Annotated in this window: 7 protein-coding genes; 3 read left to right on the forward strand and 4 right to left on the reverse strand. The window is 67.4% G+C overall.

Going from position 1 to position 13,728, the window contains the following annotated elements; translation table 11 throughout:
* Window positions 1–4 precede the first annotated feature (4 nt).
* Window positions 5–2,389 (reverse strand): glycoside hydrolase family 127 protein, encoded by a 2,385-nt coding sequence (locus MHZ35_RS06530; RefSeq protein WP_342453505.1) that lies wholly within the window; start codon window positions 2,387–2,389, stop codon window positions 5–7.
* 186 nt (window positions 2,390–2,575) lie between these two features.
* On the opposite strand from MHZ35_RS06530, the gene MHZ35_RS06535 reads away from it, so the two are divergent.
* Window positions 2,576–5,320: a DUF5695 domain-containing protein gene (locus MHZ35_RS06535; RefSeq protein WP_239434876.1), complete on the forward strand. Its 2,745-nt coding sequence runs from the start codon at window positions 2,576–2,578 to the stop codon at window positions 5,318–5,320.
* 40 nt (window positions 5,321–5,360) lie between these two features.
* Here MHZ35_RS06535 and MHZ35_RS06540 read toward each other — a convergent pair whose 3' ends face one another.
* From MHZ35_RS06540 to treA, 3 genes are all read right to left on the reverse strand, one after another.
* Window positions 5,361–6,236: a manganese catalase family protein gene (locus MHZ35_RS06540; protein WP_132883417.1), complete on the reverse strand. Its 876-nt coding sequence runs from the start codon at window positions 6,234–6,236 to the stop codon at window positions 5,361–5,363.
* Between the two features lie 143 nt (window positions 6,237–6,379).
* Entirely contained in the window at window positions 6,380–6,844 is a 465-nt protein-coding gene (locus tag MHZ35_RS06545; RefSeq protein WP_239434877.1) for a MaoC family dehydratase, read from the reverse strand.
* A 10-nt stretch (window positions 6,845–6,854) separates the two neighbouring features.
* A complete protein-coding gene (gene treA, locus MHZ35_RS06550) occupies window positions 6,855–8,432 on the reverse strand; it encodes an alpha,alpha-trehalase TreA (RefSeq protein ID WP_239434878.1) in 1,578 nt (525 codons plus the stop codon).
* A gap of 382 nt (window positions 8,433–8,814) precedes the next feature.
* Here treA and MHZ35_RS06555 point away from each other — a divergent pair, with 382 nt between their 5' ends.
* Both MHZ35_RS06555 and MHZ35_RS06560 read left to right on the forward strand, forming a co-directional pair.
* A complete protein-coding gene (locus MHZ35_RS06555) occupies window positions 8,815–11,268 on the forward strand; it encodes a TonB-dependent receptor (RefSeq protein ID WP_239434879.1) in 2,454 nt (817 codons plus the stop codon).
* A gap of 242 nt (window positions 11,269–11,510) precedes the next feature.
* A complete protein-coding gene (locus MHZ35_RS06560; RefSeq protein ID WP_239434880.1) occupies window positions 11,511–13,412 on the forward strand; it encodes a glycoside hydrolase domain-containing protein in 1,902 nt (633 codons plus the stop codon).
* The last annotated feature ends 316 nt before the right edge of the window (window positions 13,413–13,728 follow it).

Raw genomic sequence — 13,728 nt, forward strand, 5'->3', positions numbered from 1 at the left:
TCGCTCACGTCGTCGCGCCGGGCTTCGCGGTGAACAGGCGGACGCCGAACACCGGCCCCGCGCTGCTGCGGTCATGCGGCACGAACTTCACCTTCACGCTCTGCTTGCCCTTGGTAAGGGCCTCGGGAAGCGGATATTCGACGTCGAAGAACTTGCCCGGCTGGTCGTTCTCCAGATGCTGGGTGGCGAGCTTCACATTGTCGACGAGGATGTCGAAGTCACGCGCGCGCTCGCTACCCCAATAGCTGGCCTGCAGGACGAGCGGGCCCGGCTTCACCTTCATCGAGAATTCGAAATAGCCGCCCGAGCGCGCGTCGCGGCCGTTCCTGCCGCGGTACGAGACCGGATAGGAGATTTCGGAGGTGAGGTTGTGGTCGCGCTCCGGCTGCATCTCGCCCAGGTGCATGACGTCGACCGAGCGGGCAGCGATGTCCTTCACGCGCGCCTGTTCGGCGAGGAACGCGACCTGCTCGTTCTTCCAGCCGGCTTCGCTGAAGCGCTTGAAATAGACCGCACTGCGCCGTTCATACTGAGAATAGAAGGGCACGAAGGTCAGGTCGGCGGGGCGTAGCAGCCCCTTGGTGGCATAGGATGCGCGACCCTGGACGGGCGTGAAGGCGGCGAGCGGCTGTTCACCGACCATCGCCGGATCGACGCCCTGCCACTCGGTCTCGGCCGGGCCCAGGTCGGCGGCCAGCACCAATGGCCCGCGCACCACGGCAACCGTGTTCGGATCGCCCGGCGTCGATTCCAGCCGCAGATCGAGCGGGAAGGTGATCGCGACCACGTCGCCGGCCTTCCAGCGACGGTCCACCACGGCATAGCCGTTGCCGATCGCGGGGGTAACGGGGTGGTCGTTGACCGTCACCTGCACGGTGTCGCCGGCCCAGCCTGGGATACGCAGCGCCACGGGGAAGCGCCCGCGCTTCTGGAGCGCGGTGAGCGTCAGGCGGGCGCCGGGCTCGAACGGGTAGCGGGTCTCCAGCGCCAGCTGTGCACCGCGCGTCTGCCACTGTGCTTCGGCCGGGATGTAGAGGTTGACGATCAGGCCACCCTCGCCTTCCCAGAAGATCGCCTCGCCATGCTTGGCGTGACTCTCCATGCCGGAACCCACGCAGCACCAGAAGCTGTCCTCATAGGGTTCCGAATAGCCCCGCTTCGTGCCCGTCATCAGCGGCGTCATGTAGGTGAAGCCCCCGGTCTTGGGGTTCTGCGCCGACATGACGTGGTTGAGGTGCGCGCGCTCGTAGAAGTCGAACAGCGCGCCGTCGGGCTGCCAATGGTAGAGCTGCTGCGTCAGCTTGAGCATGTTGTACGTGTTGCAATGCTCGCACGTCTGCTCGGTGACGTGGTTGGCGATGCTGTCGGGTTCCGAGAAATACTCGCGGTCCGCATTGCCGCCGATCACATAGCTGTGATGCTGCGTCACCGTCTTCCAGAAGAAGGTGGCGGCGTTGCGCTGCTCGGGCTTGCCGGTGAGGTCGTGGAGCCGCGCCAGGCCGATGAGCTTGGGGACCTGGGTATTGGCATGGAAGTTGGCGAGCTTGTCCTCGCCCGCAACCAGCGGGTCGAGCACGCGATGGTCGTAGATCCGCTCCGCGACCGCCAGCCAGCGCTTGTCGTTGGTGCGGGCGTAGAGCTCGGCATAGCTTTCGTTAAGGCCGCCGTACTCGCAGCCCAGCAGCTTCTCCATCTGCGCGTCGTCGAGGGCTGCGAATACCCGCTCGAAATAACCGCCCAGGCCGAGGACGACCTGCAGCGCCTTGGGATTGCCCCAGGCGCCGTGGATGTCGAGCAGGCCGGCGAACAGCTTGTGCACGGTGTAGAGCGGCGACCAGCTGCCGTTGAGGTCGAAGCCGCCGGAGCGGATATCGCCCTTCATCACCTCGGGGAAGATCTCCTCCCCGTCGACGATCGTGCCGTCCTTCCGCTTGCGACCGAGCGCGCCGACATAGCCGGTGCCGCGCTTCGCCTGCGCCTCGGCGAGTTCGTCGACGATATAGTCGGCGCGGCGGCGGCATTCGGGGTCGCCGGTCTGCTGCCACGTCAGCACCAGCGCGGTCATGTAGTGGCCGAGCGTGTGGCCCGCGATCGTGTCGTTTTCCCAGCCGCCATAGATCGGCGCCTTGGGCTCGAGCCCGGCATATTTACGGAAGTTGTGGAGGAAGCGGTCGGGATCGAGCCGATGCAGATAGCCGCGGTTGACCTCGACGGCAGTCGCATAGTCGGACGGCTTGAGCCGCACCGCGGCAAGCGGTAGCGGCTTGGGCTTGGCGGGCAGCAGCGACGCGCCCGGATCCGCCACCCGCGCCATCGCGCGCGCGCCTTGCGCTGCGAAGACCAGCGCGGCTGCCCCTACCAGCAGTTCCCTACGGCTGCTCTCGATCACATGCCTATCCCGTGAAATACGGTATACGATTACGGTGCGCTTCCCGCGGCGTCAACCGCTGCTATCCTCATGGTAGCTTCAACATCGTATAATGTATTTGACCTACAGAGACTCGGCTGATTTCATGCCGATGAAAGATACTGCCGGTGCTGCACCCTTGCCGCCGCAGACTAGGAGCCCCGCCGAATGCACGTCCTGCGCACCCTGCCCCTCGTCGCTCTGTTAGCAGTCGTGCCGCTGGTCCCGGTCCTGCAGCCCGCCTGGTCCCAGGAGAAGCCCGTCAAGAAGGTCGCGAAGCCGATCGCGCGCACCGCGTACCGGACGGCGGACTTCCGGATGGAGCTGCGCAGCGACACGGGGACGCTCGCGCGTCTGTCCCCCAACGCCGAACCGGCGTTCGATTTCGTGCCAGGGGCACGGGCGGCAGAGCGGGCCGAGGACGGCTATGTCCATTTGGGCGACCTCAACCTGCGGCTGCGCACGCCTGGCGGCGCCTGGCAGGACTTCGCCTCGTCCAAGAAGCGTGCGCCGCTCCGCAAGCTCGCCGCGCGGCCGGGGACGCTCGCGGCCGCCGATATTACCGCCAGCATGGGCGCGGGCTTTCCGCTGAAGGTGGAGCGACGCTGGGCGACCGAGGGCAAGGCGGTGGCGCTGCGCTTCACCCTCACCAATCCCGGCAGCACGCCGATCGAGATCGGCGGTCTCGGCATGCCGATGGTGTTCGACAACATCATCACCGATCGCGAGCTCGACACGGCGCACGCGCAGGCGAGCTTCGTCGACCCCTATATCGGCCGCGACGCCGGCTACCTTCAGGTGACGCGCCTGAACGGCAAGGGTCCCGCGCTGCTGGTGATCCCCGAGCGCGGCACCCCGCTGGAGGCCTATCGCCCGATCGCCGAGGCTCGCCACGCCCAGCCGGGCGACATCTTCACCGACCGCAGCCCGCGCGGCCAGACCTCGGAAGGCTTCTACGACTGGACGGTCGCCAGCAAGGGCTTTGCCGACAAGGAGTGGAAGAACGCCGGCGAGCAATGGAACACGCCGACCAGCATCACCCTGGCGCCGGGCGAGACCCGCACCATCGGCGTGCGGCTGGTGCAGGCGCCCTCCATCCGCGGCATCGAGAATACGCTGGTGCAGCAGGCGCGGCCGGTCGCCGTCGGCATCCCCGGCTATGTCGTGCCGACCGACATGGACGCGTCGCTGTTCCTGAAGAGCACCCAGCCGGTCATCAAGGTCGACAGCGAGCCCGCCGGCGCGCTTGCCGCGACGCCTGCGGCGCCGGTCAACGGCTGGGCGCGCTACGCGGTGCGCGCCAGCGGCTGGGGCCGGGCGCGCCTCTCGATCACCTATGCCGACAACAGCGTGCAGACGGTGAGCTACTTCATCACCAAGCCGCTCGAACAGGCGGTGGCCGACCTCGGTCGCTTCTCGACGACGCGGCAATGGTATGACGACAAGGCCGACCCGTTCCGGCGCGGCCCCTCGGTCATGTCCTATGATCGCGAGGCGAACCGCATCGTCACGCAGGATGCCCGCGTCTGGATCGCGGGCCTGAGCGACGAGGGCGGTGCCGGCGCCTGGGTCGCGGCGATGATGAAGCAGCTCGACAATCCGGTGCGCGAGGAGGTCGCCAAGCTCGAGCGGATGGTGAACGAGACGGTGGTCGGCAAGCTGCAGGTCGTCAGCGGTCCGCAGGCGGGCGCGGTCAAGAAGAGCCTGTTCTATTATGAGCCCGGGCAGCACCCAGGCTATTACGACGAGAGCCGGAACTGGAAGAACTGGACGGCGTGGACGAAGAAGCAGTCCGACGACCTCGGCCGCTCCTACAACTACCCGCACGTCGCCGCCGGCCATTGGGTGCTCTACCGGCTCGCCCGCAACCACACCGGCCTGGTGAAGACCCATGACTGGCGCTGGTATCTGGAGCATGCCTACCAGACGACGGTCGCGATGATGCGCGACGCGCCGCATTATGCGCAGTTCGGCCAGATGGAGGGCGACGTGTTCGTCGACATCCTCAAGGACCTGAAGCGCGAAAGGATGGCGCCCGAGGCGGCCGAGATGGAGCGGCTGATGAAGGGCCGCGCCGATCACTGGAAGACCCTGCCCTATCCGTTCGGCAGCGAGATGGCGTGGGACTCGACCGGCCAGCCCGAGGTCTATGCCTGGATGCGCTATTTCGGCCACCAGCCGCAGGCCGACGAGACGCGCGAGGTGATCCTGGCCTATGACCCGGCCGTTCCGCACTGGGGCTATAACGGCAATGCGCGCCGCTACTGGGACTTCCTCTATGGCGGCAAGGTCCCGCGGATCGAGCGGCAGATCCACCATTATGGCTCGACCCTCAACGCGGTGCCGCTGTTCGACGCCTTCCGCGCGAACCCCAAGGACACTCACTTGCTGCGCGTCGCCTATGGCGGGTTGATGGGCGGCATCACCAACATCGACCAGGAGGGCTTCTCCAGCGCCGCCTTCCATTCCTATCCCGACATGATGCAGTGGGACGCCTATACCGGCGACTATGGCATGGGCTTCTTCGGCCACGCCTATGCGACGGCGACCTATCTGGTGAACGACCCGACCTTCGGCTGGCTCGCCTATGGCGGCAACCTGAAGCAGCAAGGCGGCTCGCTGCACGTCGAGCCCAAGGACAGCGCGCGTACGCGTCTGTTCGTGGCACCCGCCGGGCTGTGGCTGACGCTGGAGGCGGGCAAGATCGACGCGGCGGACTATGATCCCGCGAGCGGCCGGGTGACGCTGACGCTGTCGGGAAAGACGCGCTTCACCCCGGCGGCGCGCCTGCTGGTGGAGACCACGGTCGCGGGCGCGCGCTCCTATGCGATCGATGCCGCAACGGTGGAGCGTGGGGCCTATACGATTCCGCTGGCGGCCAGCGGCACGCGCGTGACCCTCACGCCCGGCTAGGCGAACGCGGGAGCGGCGGAGGACCGCCGCTCCCGTTCGCTCAGGAAGCAGCCGGCGGGGTCGGCACCTTCTGGGTCCCGTAGAGGCGCGGGTCCGTCGGCCCGAGCTCCAGCGGCGGGCCCATGGCCGGCGGCTCGGCGATGAATTCGAACTCGCCTTTGCCATCCATGGACGGACCCGATGCCCAGCGGCCGGTGGCGCTTTCGCCACCGCGCGAGTGCTGGAGATATTTGTACGCGAATTCCTCGCGCTGAAGTTCCTGGGGGAAGGTGATCGGGTTCGGCGTCTCGTCCAGCCCTTCGGCCTCCAGTTCCGCGATCGCCGCCAGCCACTGGTTCTGGTGCATGGTGTCGCGCGCGATCAGGTAGCTCAGCATGTCCTTCACGCCGGGATCGTCCGTCATGTTGTAGAGACGCGCGGCCTGGAGGCGGCCCTGGCTCTCGGCCGTCACGTTGAAGCGGAAGTCGGCCAGCAGGTTGCCGCTGGCGACAATATAATCGGCGGTCCAGCGGTTGCCCTGCGAGTCCACCGGCATTGCGCCGCCGCCGCTGACGATCGCGTGCTGCGGGCTCATCGCGGCGAACACCACGTCATCCACGCGCGCGCCGCCCATCACCGCGCCCACGATTGAATCCTTGGCGGCATGTTCCTGCGCTTCCACCGGAGACTGTTCGAGCAGCCGGGCAACCATCGTCGCCAGCATCTCCACGTGGCCGATCTCCTCCGTGCCGATGTCGAAGGTCATGTCGCGATACTTGATCGGGCCGCGGCTGTTCCAGGCCTGGAACATATAGCCCAGCATCACGCTGATCTCGCCCCATTGACCGCCGATCAGCTCCTGGAGCTTCTTGGCATAGAGGGGATCAGGGCGCTCGGGCGTGCAGTTGTAGGCCGCCTCCTTGATGTGGATGAACATGCGAAACTCCTCCGATTGCGGTGACGCCTGAGGAAACCTGCCGGCCTCTGGCATCCCGCAAGCGCTTCGGAGGAATTGAAGGTTCGTATCGTTGCGACGGAAGGTGCCGCGCAGCGGATGTTACGCGGACGGATTCTACTAGGTTAACTTTCACCCTCGGGCGTTGGGCGCGCGAAGATCTGCACGAGGTTCGTGTAGCGCATCGCGGTGCGGCCATGCTGATTGCGGACGGTGACGCCGATGCGCACCATGCCCCGGTCGGGCTTGGTGCGCGACCTGGTGACCTCCAGGATCTCGCGCCGTACGCGCAGGACGTCGCCTGGCCGCACCGCCTCCTCCCAGCGAAGCTCGTCCAGCTGGAGTCCCAGCAGCGGCATGTCGCCGAACGGGCTGGTCTCCACCGTATCGCGCATCACCAGCGCGGCGACATGCCAGCCGCTCGCGATGATGCCGCCGAAGCGCCCCTGCGCCGCCGCCACCGGATCGACGTGCATTGGTTGCGGATCATAGACGCTGGCGAAGGCGATCACCGCATCCTCGGTGATCGGAATCGGCCCGCCTTCCCAGCTTTCGCCGACGGACAGGTCTTCGAGGTAACGAGCAGACATGGAAGCCCTTTCAGCGGGTGCGGACCGGCGCGCCGATGTCCGGGTAGCGCTCCAGGATTGCGCTCGCCACGCCATTGGTCCAGCCGAAGCCGTCCTGCGTCGGATACTCGCCGCCGCCCCCGGGCTTGCGCTCCTCGACGTCGTATTTCTCGAGCATCTTGCCGGTTTCGGCATAGGCGGTGGCCACCGTGTCGATCCAGCGGCGCGCGATCTCGCGCGCGAGGTCCGGCTGTCCGGAGCGTTCCAGGCCAGCGATCGCGATCCACTGCAGCGGTGCCCAGCCATTGGGCGAATCCCACTGCTGGCCGGTTCGCAGCGGCGTGGTCCGCAGGCCCCCGGTCGCCAGCAGCGTCCGGCGCACCGTTGCCGCGACGGCGGCGGCCTGCCTGGGAGACGCGGCGCCCGCGAACAGCGGATAGAGCATCGCGGCGGACAGGCGCGGCGTGGCGGCGCGCGCGACGCGGTCCCAATCCGCATAGCGCCCCTCCTTCGCCACCCAGAAATAGCGGTCGAGCGCAGCGCGACGCTTGTTCGCGAATCCGGTGAACTGCGTGGCGCAGCCCTGGTCGCCGCCCGCGGTGCAGCGGCGGGCGATCGACTGCTCCAGGATCAGCATCAGGCTGTTGAGGTCCACGGGCACGATGTCGGTAGTACGGATCGAGGCGAGGCGCCGCGGATCGGCGAGCCACCGGCTGCTATAGTCCCAGCCGCTCTCCGCCCCTGCGCGCAGGTGCCGGTAGAGGGTTTCCGCCGGGCGCGACGGGTCTTCCTTCGCGGTGGCGACATCCTCGGCATAGGATTCGTCGCGCGGAAGCGGGCGATCGTCCCAATAGCGGTTGAGCAGCGTTCCGTCCGGCATGCGCACCACGCGCGCACAGGCCCCGGACGCATCCAGGCACGCGGCGCCCTGCATCCAATAGCCATGCTCGCGCTTCAGCGCCGCGAGCCGGCGCGCAGCGAGTGCGGGATCGGCATCCTTCGACAGGTCCAGCATCAGCGCGAAGAAGGGCGGCTGCGAACGGCCGAGATAGTAGGTTCGCATGCCGTTGGGGATGTGGCCGTAGCGTTCGATCGTGTCGGTGAAGTCCGCGAGCATCGATTCCACCAGCGGCTGCTGCCCGTCAACGGTCAGCCCCAGCATCGTGAAATAGCTGTCCCAGTAATAAATCTCGCGGAAGCGGCCGCCTGGCACCACGTACGGCGCCTGCATCGGCAGCGCAGAGCTGCCCGCCGGCACCGGCTCAGGCTGGCGCACCAGCGTCGGCCAGAGCGTACGGATGTGGCGGCGCAGGTCCGCGGCCTCACGATCGTTGACCCCCGGCACGACGAAGTTCTGGAGCACGAAGGCGCGCAACGCCTCCCGCGTGGTCGGCGCAGTGCGGCGATACTCCGCCAGGATCGCATCCGGCGCGCGCTTCGGCACCGCATCGACGAAGGTCTTGCCGTCCGGGAAGATGCGCCCGGTCTGCACCGCGCTGAAAAGGGGGCCGTAGAGGTCGGCAGGCGATTGCTGCTGCGCGGGAAGCGGGCTCGCGACCAGTGCCGAGAGCGCAAGCAAGCTGCCGATCAGCGAACGCGAAAGCTTCATGTCTTGTCCTCTCGTCAGCACGGACGCGCCGTCCGTGCCCAGATGCCGGTCCAAGAAGGCTGCGGCAAGCCGACGGGCCTCATCAAGGTCCGAGCGACGGAGCACCCTCCTACCCCCACGCAGATCCCTCCCGCGGCAGCTATTCCTGCCGAAAACCCCATCCGCAAGATTAGCCCTCCAGAAACCGTCCTCGCACGCCGATCCTCTGTGGCAAGAAAGCAGCAGTGAACCGGACTTGTACCTTGCACCTATCGCAGCAACTTGAATGAAGTACTATACCAGCTCTTGGGGTGAAGATCCCACATGAAGAACCGGCCGAAGTAGAGCCGGATCGTGCAAGTGTAGGGGATGAGACATGCTTGCCATATCCATTCGTCGACTGATGATCGGTACCGCTACCGGGGCGCTGATGACGGCACTCCCTGCACTCGCGCAAACAACCACGGACGGGGCGCAGACGACCGACAGCGCCCAGCGCGCCGCGCCTGAGGAGGGGCTGGTCGATACGAGCCAGCCCAATGGCGAGGAGATCATCGTCGTCGGCACGGCCGGCGGCGGCACGCGCCGGCAGGACGCCGCGTTTGCGGTAACAGCGCTTTCCAACGACGCCATTGAACGCGCGGCGCCGAACAGCACGGCCGACATCCTGCGCGCGGTGCCCGGCGTCATGGCGGAAAGCTCCGGGGGCCAGAACGGCGCCAACATCTTCGTCCGCGGCTATCCGTCGGGCGGCGATGCGCAGTTCGTCTCCTTCCAATATGCCGGCGCGCCGGTGTTCGCGCCGCCCACCCTGTCGTTCCTGGAGAATTCGCAGCTGATCCGGCTGGACGAGACGGTGCAGCGGATCGAGGCGGTGCGTGGCGGCACGGGATCGCTGTTCTCGCTCGGCCAGCCCGGACTTACCGTCAACGTCGTTCCGCGGATCGGCGGCAGCGAGTTCCACGGCTTGGCCAAGCTCTCCTACACCGATTACGACGAGATCCGCGGCGATGCCTGGGTCTCCGGTCCGCTCGACGAGGATACCGGCTTCATGGTCGGCGGCTTCTACGCCCAGGGCAACGGCATCCGCGATCCCCGCTTCCGCGCCGAAAAGGGCGGGCAGATTACGGCCAATGTCCACCATGATTTCGCCGGCCGCGGATCCGTGGAGGTCTATGCGCGCTATCTGAACGATCGCGGCGCCTGGCTGCTGCCCATCCCCGTGATCTCCGACAGCGACGGCGACATCCGCGCCTATCCCGGCTTCGATGCCGGCACCGGCACGCTGCTGGGGCCGGACACGCGGGTCACCACCAACGTGGTCGGCCGCACTCTCGACCTCCGCGAAGGCCGCGGCGCCAAGATCGTCAACACCGGTATCAACTTCGAATATGAGGTCGCCGAGGGGCTGCGGCTGCGCGAGCGCACCAGCTTCCTTGGCGGCAATGCGGATACGCTCGGGCTCGTGCCGGTCGAGGCCCCGGTCGCAGCATCCGCCATGGCCGTGACGCTGGGCGGCGCCGGCTCCACGGTGGGCGCGCTCACCTATGCAAGCGGCGGCGGCACGGTAGAGGGCGGGGCCGACGCGCGGGTGATGCGCGCCGGCATCTGGGAAGTGCGCAAGAAGATCTCGTCCTTCGTGTCGGACACGGCAGCCGAGTGGACGGCGGGCAAGAACAAGCTGACTGCCGGCTTCTTCTACACCAACTATACGTCACGCGATGCCTGGGTGCTGGGCAACCAGGTGCTGCTCGCGGCGGAACCGAACGCGCGCCGCCTGAACCTGACGCTGAACGGGGGCCGCGCCGCAACGCTCGACGGCTTCACGAGCGGCCCCGCCTTCCAGGTCCGCGCGAATTACGAGGGTGAGGACTATGCCCTCTACGCCGTCGACGAGCTGCAGCTGACCCCACAACTGCGCATCGACGGCGGCATCCGCTGGCAACGCCATGCCGTCGATGCGACGCTGCGTACGCCGGTCGCGGGCGGCAACGTCAATCTCGATGGGGATCCGCTGACGCTGTACGACAATTCCGTCACCGTACTCGGCGATCCGCGTACGATCCGCTACCGCAACGATGCCTGGTCGTGGACCGCCGGCGCCAACTACGACTTCGCCGACGAGATCGGCGTCTTCGCCCGCTACAGCCGCGGCAACAGCTTCCCGCAGTTCGACAATCTGCGCGAAGCCACGGCCGAGAACATCGCCAACGACACCGGACTGGCCGCAACCGCGGAGGTCGATACCTATGAGGGCGGCGTGAAGATCTCGACGGGGATCGCCAACCTCTATGCCACCGTCTTCCACAACAAGTTCGATGGCCTGGCGACCACCTCGCTGATCGACAATGTGCCGGTCAGTTCGAACGGCGGCGCCAAGGCGACCGGTGTCGAAGTGGAGGGTGCCGTGCGCCCGACGTCCTGGTTCAGCATCACGGCGGCCGGCACCTATCTCGACGCCACCTACCGTGACTTCTTCACCGGCAACGGCACCATCGACAACACCGGCAACCAGGTGCAACGCCAGCCCAAATGGATGTGGCGGGTGACGCCCGCGGTCGACGTGGATGTCGGCAACCTGCGCCCGTCGATCTTTGCCACGCTGCAATATACCGGCGACCGCTTCTCCGATCCGGAAAACCTGCAGGTGCTGCCGCACTTCTACCAGCTCGACGCGGGCGTCTCCCTGGAGGTGTCGCAGCGCATCCGGTTGCAGGTGACGGGCAACAACCTGACCGACGAGATCGGCCTGACCGAGGGCAACCCGCGGATCATCGGCGGCCAGGGCACGGGTCCGATTCTTGCCCGCCCGATCCTCGGTCGCTCGTTCCGGTTCAGCGCGGCGTTCGAGTTCTGACCGTGCGGGGGAGCGGCGGGAGGTCCTGAAGGGCGCACACGGATCGGCGCAACGGCGGTAGAGGGCTTGCCCGCTCTGGACACCGGGAGGTGGCCGGGCAAAGGAGCGGCAAGCTGCTCGCCTGCTGGAGGGAATGAATGCCGATATCGCCGAGCGCCGGCGCCCGGGAATTTTCCGCGCCGCGCGATCCCAAGGGACGTGGCATGCCGTTCCCCATCGCCGCTCCTCGCGCGGTTGGGCCAATGAAGCGCGCCCTCCTGGCCGCCGGTGCGGCACTGGCGTTCACGGCACCTGCGATCGCGCGGGAAAAGCCGGTCGACCTCGTCGATCCCTTCGTCGGCACCCTCGCCGATTTCGGGCAGCTCTCGCCCGCTGCCGTGGCGCCCTATGGCATGGTGCAGTTGGGGCCGGACACCGATCCTGCCAACCACGCCGGGTACGACTATGCGGCGCGCAGCCTGCGCGGCTTCTCGCACACGCGTGCGGTGGGCGTGGGCTGCGGCGGTGGCGGCGGCGACCTGCTGGTCACGCTCCTGCCGGAGAGCTCTGGAGCGCTCGTGCCGCTCGACAAGGCAAGCGAGCGTGCAGGGGCCGGACGCTACCGGGTCACCTATGCCAACGGCATCACCGCCGATATGACCGCGACCCGCGGCGCCGGCCTGCTGCGCTTCACCGTCGCCCGGGCAGGGCGCTACCTGCTCCGCTTCGATGCCGCGCACGCCTACACCCGGCGTCATACCGCCCGGCTCACCGCCGAGGGCACCGACCTGCGGGCGACCCTGACCGCCGGCACCGTCTGCGACGAGGGCGCCTATACGATCCACAGCGCGAGCCGGATCACGGTGGACGGCACGCCGCGCGCTGCCGCCGGGACGATCACCGGCAGCCAGGCATCGCTTGCCCTCGATCTGCGCCGCGGCGCCGTCGTGGAAGTGCGCACGGGTCTCTCGACCGTCGACCCCGCGGCGGCAGCAGGGGTGCGCGACACGGAGCTCGGCACCCGATCGTTCGCGACGGTGCTCGCGGGCACGCGAGCGCGCTGGCAGCGGGAACTGTCCCGCGTCCGCATCGACGCCTCGCACGAGCAGAGCGCGCTGTTCTACACGTCGCTTTTCCGGGTGATGCAGACGCCGGTCGCGATCGACGATCCCGATGGCCGCCACCGTGGCAGCGACGGCCAGGTGCACCGGTCCGCACCCGGCACCACCCGCTATGCCAGCTGGGCGCTGTGGGACAATTACCGGACCCAGATGCCGCTGATCGCGATCCTCGACCCCGATCGCGCCGCCGACATCGCACGTTCGCTGGTGGCACTCTATGGCGAGGGCAAGCAGCGCTGGTCGACCCGGACGGAGCCGTTCCTGACGGTGCGCACCGAGCATGCCGGCGTCGCGCTGCTCGACTTCTACCGACGCGGCATCCGCGGCTTCGATGCGCGTGCGGCCCTTGCCGGCATGGTACGCGAAAGCGAGACGCTGCAACGCGACACCCCGGACCAGCAGATCGAGGCCGCCTATGATGACTGGGCAGTCGCCGAGTTGGCCGGAGAACTGGGGGAGACGGCGATCGCGGAGCGCTTCCGCGCCAAGGCACTCTCCTATCGGAAGATGTGGCGCTCGGTGTTCGAGAACCTCGGGCCCGACGCCGACGTCGTCAAGGCGCGGGGCCTCTACCAGGGAACGCTGTGGCAGTACCGCTGGGCGCCGGTGTTCGACCTCGACTGGATGGTGGCGACGCTCGGCAAGGAGCGCTTTCTGCGGGAGCTCGATCGCTTCTTTGCGGACGGGCTCTACAACATGACCAACCAGCCCGACATCCATGCGCCCTGGCTCTACGCGGCGCTTGGTCGTCCGGATAAGACGCGCGACCTGGTGCACCGCTACCTCACCGAGCCGGTGGACCACCCCTACACCAACGCGGCCAAGCGCCCCGTCCCCTTCCGGGGCCGCAGCTTCGCGCTGGCGCCGCAGGGGTATGCCGACGGCATGGACGACGACGCGGGTGCGATGTCGGCCTGGTACGTCTTCGGCGCACTCGGCTTCTACCCGCTGGTGCCGGGCAAGCCGGACTTGGTCACCACCACACCGTTGGTGAGACACGCCGAAATCACGGCGAAGAACCCGCGCGGAACAAGCCGGAACTAGTCCGGGGAACAGAGCGGCGGAACCGCAGAGCCCACGTAAGCGTCTGCTCAGGACCGTCGACTGGGAAGAAGTGATGAGCTGCGGAAGGCTGGCAAGATCACCTTGTCATGCCGATCCACATGATCTCGACGAAGGCCATTGCCGTAAGAGCAATGACGGCTGCAATCCGGGGACGTGACATCGCGGCCGATGCGAAGCTGGACACCCGCAAAAACCGATGGCGTTTCGGGGGCTATGGTGATTCATTGATCAGGAGCGATGATGGAGAGCCGTGGTGGATCCCAAGTCCCTGTTCAGTCTGAGCGACCATCTTGAT

The sequence above is a fragment of the Sphingomonas sp. ACRSK genome (genome assembly GCF_022346685.1).
In the GTDB taxonomy this organism is placed as follows: Bacteria; Pseudomonadota; Alphaproteobacteria; order Sphingomonadales; family Sphingomonadaceae; genus Sphingomonas; species Sphingomonas molluscorum.